The 20,303-nt window shown below is 71.8% G+C and carries 22 protein-coding genes and 1 pseudogene; 9 read left to right on the forward strand and 14 right to left on the reverse strand.

Annotated features, from left to right (window positions below):
• Positions 1-2: 2 nt before the first annotated feature.
• A complete protein-coding gene (locus tag ACP56T_RS12945) occupies positions 3-1,043 on the reverse strand; it encodes a glutamine synthetase beta-grasp domain-containing protein (RefSeq protein ID WP_430912529.1) in 1,041 nt (346 codons plus the stop codon).
• Between the two features lie 321 nt (positions 1,044-1,364).
• On the opposite strand from ACP56T_RS12945, the gene ACP56T_RS12950 reads away from it, so the two are divergent.
• Positions 1,365-1,562, forward strand: coding sequence for a DUF2735 domain-containing protein (locus tag ACP56T_RS12950; RefSeq protein WP_430912530.1), 198 nt, complete (start codon positions 1,365-1,367; stop codon positions 1,560-1,562).
• A 90-nt stretch (positions 1,563-1,652) separates the two neighbouring features.
• On the opposite strand, the gene ACP56T_RS12955 is transcribed toward ACP56T_RS12950, so the two are convergent.
• Positions 1,653-2,582, reverse strand: a complete 930-nt coding sequence (locus ACP56T_RS12955; protein ID WP_430912531.1) for a glutaminase — start codon at positions 2,580-2,582, stop codon at positions 1,653-1,655.
• Positions 2,583-2,765: 183 nt separating this feature from the next.
• On the opposite strand from ACP56T_RS12955, the pseudogene ACP56T_RS12960 reads away from it, so the two are divergent.
• A pseudogene (locus ACP56T_RS12960) lies at positions 2,766-3,137 on the forward strand (PAS domain-containing protein); the annotation flags it as partial.
• A gap of 48 nt (positions 3,138-3,185) precedes the next feature.
• Positions 3,186-5,519, forward strand: coding sequence for a PAS domain-containing protein (locus ACP56T_RS12965; RefSeq protein ID WP_430912614.1), 2,334 nt, complete (start codon positions 3,186-3,188; stop codon positions 5,517-5,519).
• A 9-nt stretch (positions 5,520-5,528) separates the two neighbouring features.
• On the opposite strand, the gene mepA is transcribed toward ACP56T_RS12965, so the two are convergent.
• Positions 5,529-6,467 (reverse strand): penicillin-insensitive murein endopeptidase, encoded by a 939-nt coding sequence (gene mepA, locus ACP56T_RS12970; protein WP_430912532.1) that lies wholly within the window; start codon positions 6,465-6,467, stop codon positions 5,529-5,531.
• 160 nt (positions 6,468-6,627) lie between these two features.
• Between mepA and ACP56T_RS12975 the strand changes: the two genes are divergently transcribed.
• Positions 6,628-6,924: an SH3 domain-containing protein gene (locus ACP56T_RS12975; RefSeq protein ID WP_430912533.1), complete on the forward strand. Its 297-nt coding sequence runs from the start codon at positions 6,628-6,630 to the stop codon at positions 6,922-6,924.
• A gap of 131 nt (positions 6,925-7,055) precedes the next feature.
• Complete coding sequence (locus tag ACP56T_RS12980) at positions 7,056-7,223, forward strand: SEC-C metal-binding domain-containing protein (RefSeq protein ID WP_430912534.1); 168 nt, start codon at positions 7,056-7,058, stop codon at positions 7,221-7,223.
• A gap of 94 nt (positions 7,224-7,317) precedes the next feature.
• On the opposite strand, the gene ACP56T_RS12985 is transcribed toward ACP56T_RS12980, so the two are convergent.
• The 7 genes from ACP56T_RS12985 to ACP56T_RS13015 form a co-directional block, all read right to left on the reverse strand.
• Positions 7,318-7,935 (reverse strand): ParB-like protein, encoded by a 618-nt coding sequence (locus tag ACP56T_RS12985; protein ID WP_430912535.1) that lies wholly within the window; start codon positions 7,933-7,935, stop codon positions 7,318-7,320.
• A 28-nt stretch (positions 7,936-7,963) separates the two neighbouring features.
• The gene (locus tag ACP56T_RS12990) at positions 7,964-8,446 is read right to left on the reverse strand and encodes an EVE domain-containing protein (protein ID WP_430912536.1); all 483 of its coding nucleotides are present in this window, start codon (positions 8,444-8,446) and stop codon (positions 7,964-7,966) included.
• A gap of 94 nt (positions 8,447-8,540) precedes the next feature.
• A complete protein-coding gene (locus ACP56T_RS12995; RefSeq protein WP_430912615.1) occupies positions 8,541-9,524 on the reverse strand; it encodes an NAD(P)H-dependent glycerol-3-phosphate dehydrogenase in 984 nt (327 codons plus the stop codon).
• Positions 9,525-9,538: 14 nt separating this feature from the next.
• Complete coding sequence (tsaD, locus tag ACP56T_RS13000; RefSeq protein ID WP_430912537.1) at positions 9,539-10,582, reverse strand: tRNA (adenosine(37)-N6)-threonylcarbamoyltransferase complex transferase subunit TsaD; 1,044 nt, start codon at positions 10,580-10,582, stop codon at positions 9,539-9,541.
• A 74-nt stretch (positions 10,583-10,656) separates the two neighbouring features.
• Complete coding sequence (locus ACP56T_RS13005) at positions 10,657-11,208, reverse strand: hypothetical protein (protein ID WP_430912538.1); 552 nt, start codon at positions 11,206-11,208, stop codon at positions 10,657-10,659.
• A gap of 5 nt (positions 11,209-11,213) precedes the next feature.
• The gene (locus ACP56T_RS13010) at positions 11,214-11,423 is read right to left on the reverse strand and encodes a TOBE domain-containing protein (protein WP_430912539.1); all 210 of its coding nucleotides are present in this window, start codon (positions 11,421-11,423) and stop codon (positions 11,214-11,216) included.
• Between the two features lie 96 nt (positions 11,424-11,519).
• Positions 11,520-11,840, reverse strand: a complete 321-nt coding sequence (locus ACP56T_RS13015) for a DUF2293 domain-containing protein (RefSeq protein WP_430912540.1) — start codon at positions 11,838-11,840, stop codon at positions 11,520-11,522.
• Between the two features lie 172 nt (positions 11,841-12,012).
• Between ACP56T_RS13015 and ACP56T_RS13020 the strand changes: the two genes are divergently transcribed.
• On the forward strand, positions 12,013-12,285 hold the full coding sequence (locus ACP56T_RS13020; RefSeq protein ID WP_430912541.1) for a hypothetical protein: 273 nt from the start codon (positions 12,013-12,015) through the stop codon (positions 12,283-12,285).
• A 28-nt stretch (positions 12,286-12,313) separates the two neighbouring features.
• Entirely contained in the window at positions 12,314-13,246 is a 933-nt protein-coding gene (locus ACP56T_RS13025) for an ABC transporter ATP-binding protein (RefSeq protein WP_430912542.1), read from the forward strand.
• A gap of 59 nt (positions 13,247-13,305) precedes the next feature.
• On the opposite strand, the gene rpsD is transcribed toward ACP56T_RS13025, so the two are convergent.
• Positions 13,306-13,923 carry a 30S ribosomal protein S4 gene (gene rpsD / locus ACP56T_RS13030; protein ID WP_430912543.1) on the reverse strand — a complete coding sequence of 206 codons (618 nt, stop codon included), beginning with the start codon at positions 13,921-13,923 and terminating at the stop codon, positions 13,306-13,308.
• 194 nt (positions 13,924-14,117) lie between these two features.
• Positions 14,118-14,993: a glutamate racemase gene (gene murI / locus ACP56T_RS13035; RefSeq protein WP_430912544.1), complete on the reverse strand. Its 876-nt coding sequence runs from the start codon at positions 14,991-14,993 to the stop codon at positions 14,118-14,120.
• Between the two features lie 260 nt (positions 14,994-15,253).
• On the opposite strand from murI, the gene egtB reads away from it, so the two are divergent.
• Both egtB and egtD read left to right on the forward strand, forming a co-directional pair.
• On the forward strand, positions 15,254-16,543 hold the full coding sequence (gene egtB / locus ACP56T_RS13040; RefSeq protein ID WP_430912545.1) for an ergothioneine biosynthesis protein EgtB: 1,290 nt from the start codon (positions 15,254-15,256) through the stop codon (positions 16,541-16,543).
• A gap of 79 nt (positions 16,544-16,622) precedes the next feature.
• Positions 16,623-17,606 carry an L-histidine N(alpha)-methyltransferase gene (gene egtD, locus ACP56T_RS13045; RefSeq protein ID WP_430912616.1) on the forward strand — a complete coding sequence of 328 codons (984 nt, stop codon included), beginning with the start codon at positions 16,623-16,625 and terminating at the stop codon, positions 17,604-17,606.
• 10 nt (positions 17,607-17,616) lie between these two features.
• On the opposite strand, the gene dmeF is transcribed toward egtD, so the two are convergent.
• Together dmeF and ACP56T_RS13055 are read right to left on the reverse strand one after the other, a co-directional pair.
• Positions 17,617-18,564, reverse strand: coding sequence for a CDF family Co(II)/Ni(II) efflux transporter DmeF (gene dmeF / locus ACP56T_RS13050; RefSeq protein WP_430912546.1), 948 nt, complete (start codon positions 18,562-18,564; stop codon positions 17,617-17,619).
• Between the two features lie 63 nt (positions 18,565-18,627).
• Positions 18,628-20,295, reverse strand: coding sequence for an efflux transporter outer membrane subunit (locus ACP56T_RS13055; protein WP_430912547.1), 1,668 nt, complete (start codon positions 20,293-20,295; stop codon positions 18,628-18,630).
• Positions 20,296-20,303 lie beyond the last annotated feature (8 nt).

Raw genomic sequence — 20,303 nt, forward strand, 5'->3', positions numbered from 1 at the left:
ACTCAAGCGGCGGCCGAGACGCTCGCCGAGGTGGGGACGGAGGCGATGGTCTTCAGGATCTGCGAGGCGATCTGGTAGGGGTCCCCCTGGCTGTTGGGACGGCGATCCTCAAGATAGCCCTTGTACTCGTTGTTGACGAAGCTGTGGGGCACGCGGATCGAGGCGCCGCGATCGGCAACGCCGTAGCTGAACTGGTTGATCGCGGCGGTCTCGTGCTTGCCGGTCAGGCGCATGTGGTTGTCGGGGCCGTAGACCGCGATGTGCTCTTCGAGGTTGTCCTTGAAGGCGGCCATGAGCTTCTCGAAATATTCCTTGCCGCCGGTCTGGCGCAGGTAGTCCGTCGAGAAGTTGGCATGCATGCCGGAGCCGTTCCAGTCGGTGTCGCCGAGCGGCTTGCAGTGGTACTCGACGTCGATGCCGTAGCCCTCGCAGAGGCGCTGGAGCAGGTAGCGGGCGGCCCACATCTCGTCGGCGGCCTTCTTCGAGCCCTTCCCGAAGATCTGGAACTCCCACTGGCCCTTGGCTACCTCGGCGTTGATGCCCTCGTGGTTGATGCCGGCGTCGAGGCAGAGGTCGAGATGCTCCTCGACGATCTTGCGGGCGATGCTGCCGACTTCCTTGTAGCCGACGCCGCAGTAGTAGGGGCCCTGCGGGGCCGGGTAGCCGGAGGCGGGGAAGCCGAGCGGGCGGCCGTCCTTGTAGAAGAAGTATTCCTGCTCGAAGCCGAACCAGGCGCCGTCGTCGTCGAGGATGGTGGCGCGCTTGTTGGACGGGTGCGGGGTCTTGCCGTCCGGCATCATCACTTCGCAGAGCACGAGCACGCCGTTCTTGCGGGTGCTGTCGGGGAAGTGGCGCACGGGCTTGAGCATGCAGTCGGAGCTGCCGCCCTCGGCCTGCTGCGTGGAGGAACCGTCGAAGCCCCAGAGCGGAAGCTGCTCGAGGGTCGGGAAGCTCTCGAATTCCTTGATCTGCGTTTTTCCGCGCAGGTTCGGCACGGGCGTGTAGCCGTCCAACCATATGTACTCGAGTTTGTACTTCGTCATCGCGAGTCTCTCGTCAGTAAAATGAAGCGAAGTGTGCGCACGCCCCGTCAGCTTCGTGACGCCTCCGTCGAAGCCGCCAAAGCATTTCATATGCCAACGCCTCGCGAGCCGCTGCCGAGGGCGCGGCCGCGTATCCGGCGCCTGCCCGCCGTCGCTGCACAAAAATTCACCGCCACCGAAACGGGCAGCGATTATCGTGATCGATAAAACGCCAGCGAATGAACTAATTTCCCGCATGCCGCGCAAAGCGCGTGCAAACCGCGCAATCGATACCTATCGTTAGCGTCTCAGGCACAATGCTTGGAAAGGAGAGACCATTCGATGACTACGAGCGTCGGGCGGGAAACTGCCAAAATCTACGTCTTCCCCGTCAAGGCCCGCATGAGCGGCGCCGGCGGCACCTCGGATAGCCCGCCGGCAGCGGTGAAAGCCGAGCGCACGCCCATGATGGATTTCGGCGGCTGGTATCACGGCGACGCCATCCGCGAGACCGCAAGACCCGGCGACCGCCAGGGCTGACTCCGGGCGACCCACGAGAGGCGACCGACGAGAGAAAGCGGACGACGCGTCGGCGGCCCCCCCGATGGCCGCGCGCGTCACGGGACGAGGTCAGTGGCCGAAGATCGACCAGCCGAGCCGCTTGGTGAGGGCTTCCAGGGCGATCCGGCCGAGATGCGAGTTGCCCGAGGCATCGAGGCCCGGCGACCACACTGCGATGGATGCCTTGCCGGGGGCGACCGCCAGGATACCGCCTCCGACCCCGCTCTTGCCGGGCAGGCCGACCCGGTAGGCGAACTCCCCCGAGCCGTCGTAATGCCCGCAGGTCAGCATCACCGCGTTGATGCGGCGCGCCCGCTCGGCCGAGACGACGGAATGGCCCGTCGAGGGGTTGCGGCCGGAATGCGCGAGGAAGCGCCCGGCCATGGCGAGCTGCCGGCACGACATGGCGATGGCGCAGTGGTGGAAATACACCCCCAGGGTGAAGTCCACCGGGTTCTCGATCACGCCGAAGGACTTCATGTAGTTGGCGAGCGCGCTGTTGCGGAAGCCGGTGCGCGCCTCGGACGCCGCCACCGCCTCGTCGATGGCGATGGAGGGGTCCTGCGCCAGGAACTGCATGAAGCGCAGGATCTCGCCCAGCGCCTCGCGGGGCTGGTGGCCCGAGAGGATCACGTCGGTGACGGCGATGGCGCCGGCATTGATGAAGGGGTTTCGCGGGATGCCGCGCTCGCGCTCGAGCTGCACGATGGAGTTGAAGGGGCTGCCCGAGGGCTCGCGCCCGACCTTGCGCCAGAGCCGGTCGCCGACCATGCCGAGCGCCAGCGTCAGGGTGAAGACCTTCGAGATGCTCTGGATCGAGAACGGCACGTCGGCGTCTCCCGCCGCCGCGACCGCGCCGTCCGCGTCGATGACCACGAGGCCGAAGGCGTTCGCATCGGCCCGCGCCAGCTCCGGGATGTAGCTCGCGACCTCGCCGCGATCCAGGCGCCCGCGCATCTCCTCGGCGATCTCCCGGACGGCGGCTTCCAGCTCTGACACGATGGGGCTCTTCCAGGGTTCGGAGGCGACAGCGGCGGCGCCGTAGCAACAATCGTTCTCGGGCCGCCCGCGCATCCCGCCGCGCGGAGCGCCGATCACCGGGAACGTGAGCGGTGGATCCCGGATTTAGGCTATAAGGGAACGGGTTCGCCCCGCCGCGTCCAAGCCCTCAGGCCCATCGACATTCCCGAGCTCAGCCCCCCGCCGTCCGATCCGCAGACCGACCGCCCGGAGCAGGCGCGGCCGGAGGCGCTCGCCCCCTGCGCCGTCCTCACCCTGGATCTCGACGGGCGCGTGACCGGCTGGAACGCCGGGGCGGAGCAGATCTTCGGCTGGAGCGAGGAGGAGATGCGCGGCAAGCCGGCCGACATCGTCCTGGCCCCCATGGACGAGGCTGCGGGCATCCTCCGCCGCGCCCCGGAGTGGGGCCGCGGCGCCGACGAGCGCTGGTATCGCCGCAAGGACGGCGCGCGCATCCTCGCCGCCGGGGAGACGTTGCCGCTCGCCGGCGCGGACGGCGCGCCGGTCGGCTCCGTCAGGATCCTGCGCGACCGTACGGTCCAGCGCGGCAGCGACGAGCGCAGCGCCCGCGCCGAGCAGGCCCTGGCGGTCTCCGAGGAGCGCCAGCGCCTCGCGGTCGAGGCGACGGGGATCGGCATCTTCGACTTCATCCCCGGCACCGGGGCCCTCAACTGGGACGGGCGGGTGCGCGAGCTGTTCGGCATCGGGCCGGACGACCCCGTCTCCTACGAGGCCACCTTCCTGCGCGGCCTGCACCCGGACGACCGCGAGAGGGCGGACGCCGCCGTGCTGTCGGCCCTCGATCCGACGGGGCCGGGGGTGTTCGACATCGAGTACCGGGTCCGGGGCATCCGCGACGGACAGGAGAGATGGCTCGCGGCGCGCGGGCAATCCATGGTCGAGGACGGGGTGGCGGTCCGCTTCGTCGGCAGCGTCCGGGACGTCACCGCGCGCAAGGAGGCCGAGCTCGCCGTGCGCGCCACGGAGGAGCGATACCGCCTCGTCACCCGCGCCACCAACGACGCGATCTGGGACTGGGACCTCGTTCGCAACCACGTCCTCTGGAACGAATCCCTGCACAGCGCCTACGGCTACGACCTCGCGCAGGTGGAGCCCACCGGCGAGTGGTGGATCGCCCATGTCCATGCCGAGGACCGCGCGCGGGTGGAGGGCGACATCCGCTCCGCCATCGCCGGCACCGACACCGAGTGGCAGCACGAGTACCGCTTCCTGCGGGCGGACGGCAGCTATGCCGACGTGCTCGACCGGGGCTACATGGTGAGGGGCGAGCACGGCGAGCCGCTGCGGATGATCGGCGCCATGCTCGACCTCACAGAGCGCAAGCGCGACGAGCGCCGGCTCAGCGCGATGAACGCGCTGCTCGAACAGCGCGTCGAGGAGCGCACGCGCGAGCGCGACCGCACCTGGAGCGTCTCCCAGGACCTCATGGTGGTCATCGACGCCAAGGGGACCTTCCGCGCCGTCAGCCCCGCCGTGACGAAGATCCTGGGCTTCGCGCCCGAGGAGATGATCGGCGGCTCCGTCTTCGACTTCATCCATCCCGACGACCTGCCGCCGACCCGCGCGGCTCTTGAGGAGGCCACGGAGCGCGACCTCCCGGTCTTCGAGAACCGCTACCGGCACCGGGCGGGAGGGCATCGCTGGATGTCCTGGGTGGCCGCCCCCGAGGGGGATCTGATCTACGCCACCGGCCGCCACGTCACCGCGGAAAAGGAGCAGGCCGAGGCCCTGCGCGCGGCGGAGGAGGCGCTGCGCCAGTCGCAGAAGATGGAGGCGGTGGGCCAGCTCACCGGCGGCATCGCCCACGACTTCAACAACCTGCTCACCGGCATCTCGGGGAGCCTGGAGCTGTTGCAGAGCCGGATCGGCCAGGGCCGGCTCGCGGAGATCGACCGCTACGTCGACGCCGCGCAGGGGGCCGCCCGGCGCGCCGCCGCCCTGACGCACCGCCTGCTCGCCTTCTCCCGCCGCCAGACCCTCGACCCGAAGCCCGCCGACGTGAACCGGCTGGTGGCGGGAATGGAGGAGCTGATCCGGCGCACCATCGGGCCGGCGATCACCCTGGAGGTCGCCGCCGACGACGCCCTCTGGACGGCCCGCGTCGATACCGGCCAGCTCGAGAACGCCCTGCTCAACCTCTGCATCAACGCCCGCGACGCCATGCCGGACGGGGGCCGCATCACCATCGAGACCGCCAACGTCTGGTTCGACCCGCGCGGCGCGGGCGAGCGCGACCTCGAGCCCGGCCCGTACCTGTCCCTCAGCGTCACCGATACCGGGACCGGCATGACGCCGGAGATCGCGGCGAAGGCGTTCGAGCCCTTCTTCACCACGAAGCCCATGGGCCAGGGCACGGGCCTCGGCCTGTCGATGATCTACGGCTTCGCCCGGCAGTCGGGCGGGCAGGCGCGGATCTATTCGGAGGTCGGGGAAGGCACCACCCTGTCCCTCTATCTGCCGCGCCATCACGGGCCGGAGGAAGCCTACGGGCCGGCGCCCGACCCCTCGGCCGCGCCGCGCGCCGAACGGGGGCAGACGGTGCTCGTCGTCGACGACGAGCCCACCGTGCGCATGCTCGTCACCGAGGTCCTGGAGGATCTCGGCTACACCGCGATCGAGGCGGCAGACGGCGCGGCCGGCCTGAATCTGCTGCGCACGGACGCGCGCATCGACCTGCTGGTGACGGATGTCGGGCTGCCCGGCGGCATGAACGGCCGCCAGATGGCCGACGCCGCGCGAGTGACGCGGCCGGAGCTGAAGGTGCTGTTCATCACCGGCTATGCCGAGACCGCCGTGGTCGGCAACGGCCATCTCGAGCCCGGCATGGAGGTGCTCACCAAACCCTTCGTGGTGGAGGCCCTGGCGGCCCGCATCCGGGACCTCCTCGCCGGTTGATGGCCCCCCTCAGCGCGCCTTGAGCACGGCCCGGCAGGCCTCCGGCAACGCCGCCATGGTCATCGGGGGCTTGGGCTTCGGCTTCACCTTCGGGGGCCTGGGGTGGAGCACCGCGTCGCTGAACCAGTAGTCGAGCGCCTCGCAGCCGTCGCCGCCGGGCGGGGGCGCCTGGTCCTCGCAGGCGTCCGCGCCGCCGGGGCAGGCCAGGCGGATATGGTAGTGGTAGTTGTGCCCGTACATCGGGCGCACCTTGCTGAGCCAGCCCCGGCTCCCCGTCGCCTCGCGGCAGAGCGCCTTCTTGATCGCCGCGTTGACGAAGATGCGCGTCACCTCGGGCTGCTGCGCGGTGAGGCGGATCAGCGCCAGATGGGCCGGCGTCCACACGCGCGGATCGATGTCGAGGCGGTCGGGCCGCACCATGTCGGTGGCCGAGGTCTCCTCGCGCTCGGCCCGCGACATCCTGTGGTCGGGCATCGGGGTCAGCCAGACGTCGGCATCGAGGCCGAGCTGGTGCGAGGCGTGGCCGGTCAGCATCGGGCCGCCGCGCGGCTGCGACATGTCCCCGACCAGCAGCCCCGGCCAGCCCACCGAGGGCGCCCTGGAGGCGAGCCGCTCCATGAAGTCGACGAGATGCGGCGTGCCCCACATGCGGTTGCGCGACAGGCGCATCACCTGCCAGGTCGCCCCGTCGACGGGAAGCGCCTCGCCGCCGGAGAAGCAGCCCTTGGCGTAGAATCCGTAAGGATGCGCCGGCCCCGGCGCCGGGGTGGTGGCGCGCCCGAACAGCTCCTTCGCCGGGGTCGAGGGCGAATCGGGGTTGGCGAGCGGCGGCAGCGGCCTCGGGTTGAGGCTGCCCCTGTCCTGCGCCGCCGCCCCGCAGGCGGATGCGAGCAGCGCCAGGGCGGCGAGGCCGAGGGCGGGACGGGCGAAGCGCTGCGGTTTCGTCATGGGCGCGACGCTATACGGTTCGGGCGCCGCGCGTCGAGGGTCCGGGCCCTCCGGCGGAGTCGCAGGCCCCGGCGGCGCGGGCGGATGGACTTTCCCGGCGGCGCGTCTACCCATCGGGAACCGCGGCGCCGCCGGCGCCCCAGCACGGGACGGCAGAAGAATGGCCCTTCGATCACGCGCGCTCGTGCCGCCGGCCCTGGCGCTCTGCTGCGGGCTGCTGCTCGCCGGACCGGCCTCGGCGCAGCGCCGCTGCACGGTCACGGACCCGACCGGCACGCCGCTCAACGTGCGCACCGACCCGAACGGCCGGATCGTCGGCACGGTGCGCAACGGGCAGCCGGTGACGATCCTCGACACCACCGCCGACGGGCGCGGACGCCCCTGGGTCTACATCGCGGAGAGCCGCAGCGGCGAGCCGATCGGCTGGGTGTTTCGCGAGTTCGTGAGCTGCTTCTGAGCCGGCATCTGGCGTCGCGGGCCGTCGCAGGCTAGCAACGTCTCCCGGCGATCCCCGTCGCCGGACGATCGAAGAGGAGGCTGCCATGGCGCGCACCCGCCACCCCGACGACCCCGCCTGCTTTCGAGGTGATGGCCAAGCGGCGTAAGTCGTTCCCGTCCGAGACCCGCGTGAAGCGCGGGCGCCGGTTCGTGCACGGCGATGTCGAGCTGAGCGAGAAGCTCGGCCGCGAGGATCTCTGCCCCTGCGGATCCGGGCGCCGGTTTCAAGCTCTGCTGCATGCCCTCGGGCCGGCATGACGGCGCCGAGCGCAAGCACTACTTTTCGCGACTGACACTCGCTTCCTGATGCGGCGCGCCGGATGTCCGAGACCTCCGGCGCGGTCGAAAGAACTCAGCCGGTGACCGGCCCGCACCAGCCGGGCAGATAGCCGGCCTCCGGGGACTTGGCGTAGCGCATGGCCTCCTCCAGCGCCTCGGTGAAGTCGCCGTCGATGCGCTTCGCCTTCACCCGCCGCCGCAGGAAGTCGGCCCACAGGAACTCGCTGAACGGGGTGGTGTCCTTGGCGAAGCCCCCGGCCCGGCGCAGCTCGCCGGCGAGGCTGCGATAGGGGTCGTCGACGAGGTCGCCGATGGCCTTGGGGATGTCCTTGAAATCGCGCCGCACGCCCTCGGCGTCATAGGGATGCGACCACGACTTGTGGTCGCAGACCGTCCAGAAGGCGTCCTTCTCGAGCTCGTGCAGATCGGCCACCACGGTGACGAGCACGTTCTCGACGCCCTCCTCCTGAAGCGCGCGGGAGAGGTGGTGATGGTCGATGACGTAGTGCTTCTTCTTCGGCCCGAGCAGGGTCGGGATCATGTGCGAGCCCAGGAAGGCGGCCTTCTTGTCCGGGTCGTGCTCGCGCCAGCGCTTGCGCTTCTCCTCGACCTCCCGGTAGCCCACCGTCATCTGGGTCGGGCGAAGCTCCGCGATCGGGATCGGCTTGAGCAGCGGTTCGCGGTTGGCCATCGGTACGGTTCCTGACATGTCGTCCCCGTCACGGGACTGACATACGGCCGGCAGGGACGCAAAGGGGGCTCCCGCTCACGCTTGCGTGACCGCCCCAGCCGAGGCCGCCGAGCGCCCTCACCCGCTCCCATTCGGCATCCGTCACCGGCTGCACCGAGAGGCGGGAGTTCTTCACCAGCACCATGTCGGCGAGCGCCGGGTCGGCCTTGATGGCATCGAGGGTAACGGGCCTCGGCAGCGGCTCCACCGCCTTCACGTCGACCATGCCGAAGCGGCCGGATTCGTCCGTGTGGTCGGGGTAGTAGGGCCGAATCACCTCGACGATGCCGACCACCGCCTTGCCCTCGTTGGAGTGGTAGAAGAAGCCCCGCTCGCCGACCTGCATGGCCATGAGCTGACGCTTGGCGAGATGGTTGCGCACGCCGTTCCAGAAGGTGCCCTGCGCGCCGGCCGCGACCTGCTGGTCCCAGGACCACGAATCCGGTTCGGACTTGAACAGCCAATGGGCCATGGGTTGTCTCTGAAGAGGAGCGGCGGGGCAGCTATAGCGCGGGCCGGCACGGGGGCGCAGGCGCGGGCCCCCGCTTATCCACGCCCGCGCGCGCTCACTCCGCCTCGCCCTTGAGGGGGCGCGCGAGAAGGCTCGCGATCGCCGCCTCGACGCTCGCCTCCCCGGAGACCACGGCGGCGACCGCCTCCGCGACGGGCATCTCGACGGCGCGGGCGCGGGCGAGCGCCACCAGGGCGGCGGCGGTGAAGGCGCCCTCGGCGAGCTTGCCGCCGGAGGCTTCCTCCGGGCTCGCTCCCGCGCCGAGGCGCTGGCCGAAGGCGAAGTTGCGCGACTGCGGCGAGGAGGCCGTCAGCACGAGGTCGCCGAGCCCCGAGAGGCCCATCAGGGTCTCCGGCCGGGCGCCGTAGGCGCGGGCGAAGCGCATCAGCTCGGCGAAGGCGCGCGCGATCAGCGCCGCCCGCGCGCTCTCGCCGAGGCCCCGCCCGGAGACGATGCCGGAGGCGATGGCGAGCACGTTCTTGCCCGCCCCGCCGATCTCGACGCCCGGCACGTCGTCGGTGTGATAGAGCCGGAAGGCGGGGCCCGACAGCATCCGCGCGAGCCGGGCGGCGAGGTCGGCGTCCCGTGCCGCGAGGGTCACGGCGGTGGGGAGGTTGCGCGCGACGTCCGCCGCGAAGCTCGGGCCGGACAGAACCGCGACCGGCGTTCCCGGTGCCAGCGCCTCCCCGGCGACGGCGCTCATGAAGGCGTCGCTGCCGCGCTCGATGCCCTTGGAGCAGAGCACCACCGGCGCGCCGCGCGCGAAATGCCGTCCGAGCCCGCCGATCACCGCGCGGGTGGTCTGGGCGGGCACCACGAGGAGCAGCGCGGCGGCGGCGGCGAGATCGGCCGCCCCGCTCGTCGCGCGGATGCGCGGATGAAGCGGGACGCCCGGCAGGTAGCGCGCGTTCTCGCGGGTGGCCTCCAGGCGGGCGGCGGCCTCCGCGTCGCGCAGCCACAGCACCACGCCGTTGCCGGCGGCGGCCGCCGCGTTGGCGAGCGCCGTGCCCCAGGCGCCGCCGCCGACGACGCCGACCATGGGCGCGGGACCGCTCACGCGGCGGGAGCCTCGGCGAAGGGCCAGCGGGCGCGGGCGGGCGCGGTGATGTCGTCCACGAGGCCGAGCCGCAGCCGCTCGATGCCGGCCCAGGCGATCATGGCGCCGTTGTCGCCGCAGAGGTTGAGCGGCGGCGCCACGAAGGCGAGCCCCGCCTCCCCCGCCTGGGCCGCCAGCGCCCGGCGGATGGCGCCGTTGGCGGCCACGCCCCCGGCGGCGACGAGGGCGGTCGGATGCCCGGCGATGCCGCCGAAGGCGCGCAAGGCCACGCGCACCCGGTCCACCACCACGTCGACCACCGCCGCCTGGAAGCTCGCGCAGAGATCGGCCACGTCGCGCTCGGCCAGCGGCGCGATGCGTTCCGCCTCGATCCGCAGGGCCGTCTTGAGGCCGGAGAGCGAGAAATCCGCGCTCGGCCGCCCGAGCATCGGCCGGGGCAGCGCGAACCGCTCGGGATCGCCGGATTCGGCCATGCGCTCCACCTCGGGGCCGCCGGGGTAGCCGAGCCCGAGCAGCTTGGCGACCTTGTCGAAGGCTTCCCCGATGGCGTCGTCGATGGTGGTCCCGAGGCGCACGTAGTCGCCGACGCCCTTCACCGCGACGAGCTGGGTATGGCCGCCGGAGGCCAGCAGCAGCAGATAGGGGAAGGCCAGCCCGTCGGTGAGCCGGGCCGTCAGCGCATGCGCCTCCAGATGGTTGACGGCGATCAGCGGCTTGCGGGCGACGAGGGAGAGCGTCTTGGCGCTCACCAGCCCGACGAGCACGCCGCCGATCAGGCCCGGCCCCGCCGCCACCGCGATCCCGTCGAGATCGGAAAGCCGCAGGCCGGCGGTGTCGAGCGCGCGGGCGATCAGCCGGTCGAGCACCTCGACATGGGCGCGCGCCGCGATCTCGGGCACGACGCCGCCATAGGCCGCGTGCTCGGCGATCTGGCTCAGCACCTCGTTGGCGCGGATGACCCCGCGCCCGTCGCCCTCGCCGGGGGCGACGATGGCCGCGGCGGTCTCGTCGCAGGTGGTCTCGATGCCGAGGACGTTCATCGGGGGAGGATCGGGTCTGTCGCGAAGGGAGCGCGCATCCTACAGGGCCGCGCTCCGCCGGGGCAATCGCGCACTCACTCGGCCGGCGCGATGGCGATCTTGATCGATTCCGCCCTGGCGTTGCTGATCTCGATGGTCACGGGCTGCGTGCCGAGCTGGTAGCGCAGGCTCTTGCGCAGGCCGGGGCAGTCGCGCTTGCCCGTATGGGCGGTGGGCTTGCGCGTGGTCTGCCCATCCTGGCTGACGTCGATCCAGGCCTCGTCCGACAGCGTGATCTGGTAGAGGCCGGGCGCAGTCGGCGCGGGCAGGGTGAGCACGCCGCCGAAGCTGCCGGGCGAGGGTTTTCGCGAGGGCGCCACCGGAAACGCGATCGCGTCGACGGGCTTCAGCGCCAGCACCGCGCCGGGCATCGCGCCCGGAACCGTATCCCCCGACTGGACGCGGGCGAGGCCGGGCGCCTCGAACCAGGCCATCTCCCGCAGCAGCGGCCAGTCGAACGCCGTGCAGGCGGCGGGGATCGATTGGGCCGCCGGAGGAGGCGCGGCATCCTGCGCCAAACCCGAGCCCGGCAGCAGCGCCAGCAGGGCGAGACCGGCCGGAAGACCGACGAGGAGGCCGCGCGCCACGGGGCTCAATCCACCGCGACCATGACGTCGGACGCCTTCACCACGGCGTAGGCGGACACGCCGACGGCGAGCTTGAGGGCGTCCACCGCCTCGTTGGTGATGGCCGAGGTGACGACCTGGCCGGGGGCGATCTCGATCTTCACATGCGCCGTGGTGGCGCCCTTCTCGACGGAGACGACGGTGCCCTTGATGACGTTGCGGGCGCTGATCTGCATGGGTCCCGATCCTGTTTCGCGTGCCCCCGAGCGGGGCGTGTCGATCCGGCGCCCGATTACCACGGCGGCCGCCGCGCGGATAAGCCCGCGGCCGCCTCAATCGTCCTCGGCCTCCCCCGAGACGGGCGGCGCGCCCCATCCGGCAAGCGCCGCGTTGAGGTCGTCGAGGACGAAATGCCGCGCGCTGTCGCGGTCGTAGCCCTCGGCGAGGAGGTCGTCGTAATCGGTGAAGACGTGGCGGGCATAGGCCGTCAGGGCCAGCCTTGCGGCCGTGGCCGGCATCGCGTTGCGCAGGCCGGGGCTGAGCAGCGCCCGGTCGAGGGCGGCGCGCGCCTCGAAGGCCGGCAGGCGCGGCGCGAGCCGGCGCAGGGCCTCGGCGATGCGCTCCTCGCGGGTGCCGGGCAAAGGAGCGGTCATGGGGCCGGCGGCCGTGCCGGCGCGTCGGTTCGTCGTCCCCATCGATTCGCCGCCTTCCGTCACGCCGCCATAATCTCGGCCCTCGCTCAGGCTAACATGCCTTTTGCGCCGCGACGCAGGGCCGATCGGGCCCGGTCCGGCGCCCGTATCGCTTTCGGAGATCGTTTCGACCATGCGCCACCTCCTGGTTGCGTCAGCTTTCGCCGCCTCGCTCCTCGCCCTGCCCGCGCTGGCGCAGACCGCGCCGGAGGCCGCCCCCGCCCATCCGCAGCGCAACGTCACGGCCACCGGCGTGACCAAGCCGCCGGCCGGCCCCGGCAAGCCCGCCCCCAAGACCGCCACGGAAGCGCAGATGGCCAAGGCGCAGAAGGCCGCCGCCGCCCGCGACAAGGCCTGGGACGTGCGCACCCGCGCCAGCATGGGCTCGATCTGCAAGGGTTGCTGAGCCGCCCGCCGCCGGCAATCGCCGGCCCGTGATCCGGTTCGAGGGCGTCGCGAAGCGCTTTCCCGGCGCGGCGGCCCCCGCCGTCGACGGGATCGACCTCACCGTCGAGGCCGGCACCACCTGCGCGCTGATCGGGCCCTCGGGCTGCGGCAAGTCCACGACGCTGCGCATGGTCAACCGGCTGGTCGAGCCGGATGCCGGCCGCATCCTCCTCGACGGCGCCGACGTGGCGGAGGCCGATCCCGTGCAACTGCGCCGGGGCATCGGCTATGTGCTCCAGGGAGTCGGCCTGTTCCCGCACCGAAGCGTGGCGGAGAACGTCGCCACGGTGCCGGCCCTGCTCGGCTGGCCGCGCGCGCGCATCGCCGAGCGGGTCGACGCCATGCTCGACCTCGTCGGGCTCGATCCGGCCAGCTATCGCGACCGGCGGCCGGACGCGCTCTCCGGCGGACAGCGCCAGCGGGTGGGCGTCGCCCGCGCGCTCGCCGCCGATCCGCCCGTGCTGCTCATGGACGAGCCCTTCGGCGCGGTGGACCCGGTCGCCCGCGCCCAGTTGCAGGCCGAGATCGGAGCGATCCTCAAGCGCCTGCGCAAGACCGTCCTCATCGTCACCCACGACATCGACGAGGCCATGGCCATGGGCGACCGGGTGGCGCTGATGCGCGCGGGCCGGATCGTGCAGGCCGACGCCCCCGAGCGGCTGCTGGCGGCCCCGGCGGACGCCTTCGTGGCGGATTTCGTCGGCCGAGACCGGGCGCTGAGGCGGCTCGCCCTGCTGAGCGCGCAAGACTTCTCTGAGGCCGGCGAGGCGGACGGCACGCCGGAGATCGATCCGCGAACCTCCCTGCGCGAGGCGCTCTCGCTGATGCTGGCGGACGGGCACGAGCGCCTGCGCCTATCGGGAGCGGAGCCGCGCGTGCTGACGCTCGCTGCGATCCGCGCGGCGTCGCGCGCCTCTTGAAACGAAACAGGGCCGCCCCGAAGGACGGCCCCGCATCTCTCGCGGCGGCTGTCGCCGGATCAGCGCGAGTAGAACTCGATGACCAGGTTCGGCTCCATCTGCACCGGGTAGGGCACCTCGCCGAGACCGGGCACGCGGGTGACGCGGGCGGTCATCTTCTGGTGGTCGACCTCGATGTAGTCGGGCACGTCGCGCTCGGCGAGCTGGCTCGCCACCACCACGATCTCGAGCTGGCGGGAGGCTTCCTTCACCTCGATCACGTCGCCGGGCTTCACGAGGAAGCTCGGGATGTTCACGCGGCGGCCGTTCACCTTGATGTGGCCGTGGTTGACGAACTGGCGCGCGGCGAACGGGGTCGCCACGAACTTCGCCCGGTAGACGACGGCGTCGAGGCGGCGCTCGAGCAGGCCGATCAGGTTCTCGCCGGAATCGCCGCGCTGGCGGATCGCCTCGGCGTAGTAGCGGCGGAACTGCTTCTCGGTGATGTTGCCGTAATAGCCCTTGAGCTTCTGCTTGGCGCGCAGCTGCGTGCCGAAGTCGCTCATCTTGCCCTTGCGGCGCTGGCCGTGCTGGCCGGGGCCGTATTCGCGGCGGTTGACGGGGCTCTTCGGGCGGCCCCAGATGTTCTGGCCCATGCGGCGATCGAGCTTGTGCTTCGCCTGAATGCGTTTCGACATCGCTGTTCCTCTCAACGAGTGAGACTAGAGGAACGCGCCCTCCTCTTCCCTGTGGCGAGACGCCGGCGGGACGACAGAGCGGGGTGAAGGCCCGCTCACGGGTGCGTATGAAAAAGCCACGGGGCCCCTCGTCGGAGCCCCGCTGACCGGCCGGCTGATAGAGCAGCGCGGCCGATGCGTCAATGCCGAGGCGGCTACTGGACCAGCGGCATCGCCTCGACGGCGACCTCGGAGAGCCCCCGCGCCTCGAGGGAGGCCCTGAGCGCGGCGCTCAAGCCCGTCCCGCCGGTGAAGGCGGCGAGCGCGGGCCGCGCGAGATCGGCGTCCCGCCTCGGCGCGGGGCCGATGAGCTGCACCACCCGCCGCGCGATGGCCGGCGCCGGGTCGATCCAGGTGACGGGCCAGGGGGCGAGGCGCTCGAAGCGGGCGAGCAGCAGCGGATAATGCGTGCAGGCGAGGCAGACCACGTCCGTGCGCCGGCCGTCCTCCGCCTCCACGAAGCAGGGCGCGATCTCGGCGGACAGCGCGGCGTCGTCCACCGGCAGGCCGGCGAGCTCGGCCTCCGCGTAGGGCGCGAGATGCTTGGAGCCGACCAGCGTCACGGCGCAGGCGCCGGCATAGGTCTCGATGAGGTCGTGGGTATAGGCGCGGGCCACCGTGCCGGGGGTGGCGAGCAGCGAGACGAGACGCGAGCGCGTCGCCTCGGCCGCCGGCTTGATCGGCGGCACCACCCCGACGAAGGGCACGGAAAAGCGCTGCCGCAGCGAGGGCAGCACCAGGGTCGAGGCGGTGTTGCAGGCGATGACCACGAGGTCGGGCGCATGGCGCGCGATCAGCCGCTCCATCACCGCGAGCACGCGCGCCACCAGCGTCTCCTCGGGCAGGCGCCCGTAGGGGAAGGCGGCGTCGTCCGCCGCGTAGACGAAGGCGGCGTCGGGCCGGGCGCGGCGGAGCTGCTCCAGCACGGTCAGCCCGCCGAGGCCGGAATCGAACACGAGGACGGTGGGCGCCGCTCCCGCCCGGAGCATGGCGGCGGAATGGGTCGCCCCGGCCATCAGATTGATCCGCATCGTGACGCGTCCGGCTTCGCGCGATCGGGCCCGATCGCGTCGGGCCCGCCGCCAGTGTCCGGCGGCCAGGGTTAAGGCCATCTCACCGGGGCCGGAAAAAGGCGGCGGACCGAGGTTACGCAATCCGGCTCCGCGCGAATCCGAGAACGGAGTCGTCGCAGCGGTGTTGTCCGATTGCGCGCGACACATATCTCCGCCGGGACAGCCCCTGCGGGAGACCACTGTTCTCCCCGGCGGCGCACAGGAAGGACGGGATCGGCATGGCAGCGACAGCGGCACTGCGCACCTTCGCCCCGCGCGAGGACACGGCCCTTCGGCAAGCGATGCCCCCGGCCTTCCCGCCGCCGCATCTCTCGGCCCGGCCCATCGACCGGGCGGCGTGGCTTTCCGCCTTCCGTTTCGTGCGCGAGGAGACCGAGCGCCGCGCGGCGCCGCTGTCGCCGGAGGATCAGCAGATCCAGTCCATGGCGGATGCCAGCCCGACCAAGTGGCACCGCGCGCATACGACCTGGTTCTTCGAGCAGTTCCTGCTGCGCGAGCATCTGCCCGGCTACGCGCTCCACGACGAGCGGCTGCACTACCTGTTCAATTCCTACTACGTCGCCGCCGGCCCGCGTCAGCCGCGCATCCTGCGCGGGCTCATCACGCGGCCCACGAGCGACGAGGTCGCGGCCTATCGCGCCCATGTGGACCGCGCCGTCGAGGCGCTGATCGAGACTGCCCCCGACGCCACCCTGGAGCAGGTACTGCCGATCCTGGAGATCGGGCTCTATCACGAGCAGCAGCATCAGGAGCTTCTGCTCACCGACATCCTGCATGCCTTCGCGCAGAACCCGCTCGATCCCGTCTACGACGCGGGTTGGCGCTTCCCCGCCGGGGAGAACCGGCCGGGCGCGCACCGGCTCGATGGAGGCATCGCCCGGATGGGGCACGAGGGCGAGGGTTTCTCCTTCGACAACGAATCCCCCCGCCACGACGTGCTGATCGCGCCCTGCGCCATCGACCGGGCGCTCGTCACCAACGCCCAGTGGCTCGCCTTCATGCAGGACGGCGGCTATGCCCGGCCGGAGCTGTGGCTCTCGGACGGCTGGATCGTCGCCCAGGGAGAGGGCTGGGAGGCGCCGGGCTACTGGCGCCGCGAGGCTGAAGGCTGGTCGATGACGACGCTCGGCGGGCGCCGCCCCGTCGATCCCGACAGCCCCGTCACCCATGTCAGCTATTACGAGGCGGACGCCTTCGCCCGCTGGTCCGGCCGCGACCTGCCCACCGAGGCCGAGTGGGAGGTGGCCGCCGGCACGGGCGATCTCGGCGACGCCTTCGGCGTGGTCTGGCAATGGACCCGCAGCGCCTATTCGGCCTATCCGGGCTACCGCCCGTTGCCCGGCGCGCTCGGCGAGTACAACGGCAAGTTCATGTCGAACCAGTTCGTGCTGCGCGGCTCCTCCGTCGCGACGCCGGCGGGGCATGCACGGACCGCCTACCGCAACTTCTTCTATCCGCACCAGCGCTGGCAGTTCACGGGGCTGCGCCTCTCGGAGTCCCGCGCCTGACGCCCCCGCCGCGCGAACCCTTCGGAATGTCGCGCGCTTGATCCCGTCCGAGACCTACAGCCCACCGGAGTTCGCCCGCGTGACCGTCAAGCCCGTCTTCACCGAGGCCGCCCCCGTCGAGCGCCCCGACGACCTGCCCGAGGCGGGCGGCTTCCTGGCGGACGCGCTCGCCGGCCTGTCCAAGCCGCAGAAGGAATTGCCGGCGCAATATTTCTACGACGCAGCCGGCTCCGACCTGTTCGAGGCCATCACGACGCTACCGGAATACTACCCGACCCGCACCGAACTCGGCATCCTCGATGCCGCCGGGCCGGAGATCGCCGCGCTGCTGCCGGCGCGCGGGGCGCTGGTGGAGTTCGGCAGCGGCTCGACGGTGAAGCTGCGCCGGCTCCTGCGGCATCGGCCCGATCTGTCGGTCTACGTGCCCGTCGACGTCTCGGCGGAGTTCCTGCACAGCGAGGCGAAGGCCCTGCGCGCCGACATGCCGGACCTGCGCGTCGAGCCGGTGGCGGCGGACTTCACCCGGCCCTTCGCGCTCCCCGGCGATCTCGCGGATCTGCCGAAGGCGGGCTTCTTCCCCGGCTCGACCATCGGCAATTTCGAGCCCGCCCAGGCCGCCGCTCTGCTCGCCCGCTTCGGCCGCGTGCTGGGCTCGGGCGCCATCCTGATCGTCGGCGTCGACCTCGTGAAGGACCGGACGGTGCTGGAGCGCGCCTATGACGACGCGGCGGGGGTCACGGCGCGGTTCAACCTCAACCTGCTGACCCGCATGAACCGGGAGCTCGGCGCGGATTTCGACGCGGCGCGCTTCCGGCACCGGGCGGTCTTCAACGCGGACGCCTCGCGTATCGAGATGCATCTCGTCAGCCGGGCGGCGCAGAGCGTGAGCCTCGCCGCCCGCTCCTTCGCCTTCGCGGAGGGCGAGAGCATCCACACCGAGAACAGCTACAAATACACGCCCGAGGGGTTCCGGGCCCTGGCGGCGCAGGCCGGCTGGTCGCCGGTGGCGATCTGGACCGACCCGCAGGCGCTGTTCTCGGTCCACGCCCTCCGGCGCGACTGAGGGAGCGTCCTCAGCAGCCCGGCCCGTGATGCGGGCAGGGCTCGACCTCCACGGTGACGTGGCTGAGCTCGTGCAACCCGGAAAGCCGCGCCTTGTAGACGGACGGCGCCTGCGGGTGGTGACTCACGAGAGAGACCACCGCCGCGCGGTGGCCCGGCCCGATCTGCCAGAGATGCAGGTCGCTCACCCGGTCTCCGTCCGTCTCCAGCCGGGCGCGGATATCGGCGGCGACATGGTCCTCGGGGGCAGCGTCAAGGAGCACCGCGCCGGCGCCGCGCATTAGGCTCACCGACCAGGCGAGGATCACCCCGGTGCCGACGAGGCCCATCAGCGGATCGAGCCAGGCGAGGCCCGCGTAGAGGCCCCCGAGCAGCGCCACGATGGCCAGCACCGAGGTCAGCGCGTCGGCGAGGACGTGGACATAGGCCGCGCGGAAATTGCTGTCGTGATGGCCGTGATGGGCGTGGTCATGCCCGTGATGATGGTCGTGATCGTGACCATGGTCGTCGTGCAGCAGCCAGACGCTGGCGAGGTTCACCCCGAGACCGAGCACCGCGATGGGAATCGCCTGCGCGTAGGCGATGGCGACGGGATCGATCAGCCGGGTCACGCTCTCATAGGCGATGAACAGGGCGATCATTCCCAGGATGACGGCGCTGGCGAAGGCCGCGAGATCGCCGAACTTGCCCGTGCCGAAGCTGAAGCGCGGATCGCGCGCATGGGTGCGGGCGAAGCGGTAGGCGAGGGCGGCGATGCCGAGCGCCGCCGCGTGGGTCGACATGTGCCAGCCATCCGCAACAAGAGCGAGCGAGCCGAGCAGCATGCCGCCGGCGATCTCGGCCACCATCATAACCGCCGTCAGGGCGACGACGGCCCAGGTACGCCGCTCGTTGCGCGCATGCCTCTCCCCGAGGAAGACATGCTCGTGGGTGTGGCGCTCGATCGAGTGCGCGTGCATGGGGCGCTCCGTCCCGCCGTCTGGTCCGCGTGAGAATAGGCGCCCGGCGCCGAAAGGCACGCCCTACAGGAACTTCGCCGGGTCGGTCTCGGGGGGCGGGGGCGCGACGTCCGCCCGGTTCCACCAGCCGCCGCCGAGCGCCTGGAACAGCGCCGCCGTGTCGGCGTACTGGGTCGCGCGCGCGGAGGCCGAGGTCACCAGGGCCGAGAGATAGCCCTGCTGGGCGAGCAGCACCTGCGTGCTGTTGACCGCGCCGGCGGCGTATTGCTTACGGATCAGCGCGAGGCTCTGGCCCGTGGCCTTCTCGGCGGCCTCGGCGGCGGCCACCGCCTTGGCGTCGGATTGCAGGGCGCGCAGCGTGTCGGCGACGTTCTGGAAGGCGCCGATCACGGTGGCGCGGTACTGGGCCTGGGCCTGGGTCAGCGTCTCCTCGGCGGCGCGCTGGCGGCGGAACAGCGTCCCGGCGTCGAAGATCGGCTGGGTCAGGCTGCCGATCACCGTGAAGAAGGCCGCCCCCGGATTGGCGAGCTGGGCGATCTTGACCGCGCTCGCGCCCCCCGTCGCCGTGATCGAGAACTGCGGCAGGCGGTTGGCCACCGCCACCCCGACATTGGCGCTCGCCTGCTGGACCAGGGCCTCCGCCGCCTTGACGTCGGGGCGCTGCTGGACGAGGCGCGAGGGCAGGCTCACCGGCAGCCGCGTCGGCAGGTGCAGGGCCGAGAGCGTGAAGGTCTGGGAGACCTCCTCGCTCGGCAGCCGGCCGGCGAGCGCCGTCAGCAGGTTCCTCTGTTGCGCGAGCTGGCGCTCCAGCGGCGGCAGGAGCTGCATGGAGAGCGAGAGCGCCGCCTGCTGCTGGATCACGTCCGCCCCGGCGATCTGCCCGAGGGAGAGCTGCTTGTTGTAGAGTTGGAGCAGGTCGGTCTGGGCCTGGATCACGCGCCGGGTCGCGTCGATCTGGGCGCGCAGGGAGGCTTCCTGGATCGCGGCGGCGACCACGTTGGAGGTCAGCGTGAGATAGGCCGCCTCGAGCTGGAAGCGCTGGTTCTCGGCGGTGGCCTCCAGCGATTCGATCTGGCGCCGGTTGCCGCCGAAGACGTCCGGGTTGAACGAGACCCCGACCTGGGGGGTGTAGAGGCTGTAATAGAGCTGGTTGTTGTTCAGGGGCGATTGCAGGTCAAGCCCCGGCGCCTTGGCCGTCAGCCCCTGGGGGGTCGCCGTCACGCTCGGATAGAGCGTGCCCTTCTGGGCCTCGACGTTCTGCTGCGCGATGCGCAAGCTCGCCTGGGCGGCCTCCAGGGTCGGGTTGTTGGCGAGCGCCTCCTCGACCAGCCGGTTCAGGGGCTTGGACCGGAACAGCGTCCACCACTGGCCGGGGATGTCGGCGCCGCTGCGGAAGCTCTGGTCGGCCGAGCCGCCCTGGACGGTGGCGACCCTGTCCGCCGCGCTCGGGTTCTTCAGCGGCTCCCGCGTGTAGCGGCCGACCGGCGGATCGGCGGGGGGCAGATAGTCCGGCCCGACCGCGCAGGCGCCGAGCAGCAGCGCCAGGACGGCCGCCGACGCGGCCGGACGGGCAGGGCGCGTCCATGCGCGCCTCCGGCCCTCGTTCCCGCTCGCCATGCCGCCCCCGGTCTCTGAGCCCGTGCCGGACGAGTACAGGCGCGTGCCGCCGCCGGGTGTCAACGGCGCGGGGACCCCGGCCCCGCGCGCGGCCGGCGCCTGTGTCTCGGGCATCACGCGGC

This window comes from Methylobacterium endophyticum (assembly GCF_050591105.1).
Taxonomy (GTDB): domain Bacteria; phylum Pseudomonadota; class Alphaproteobacteria; order Rhizobiales; family Beijerinckiaceae; genus Methylobacterium.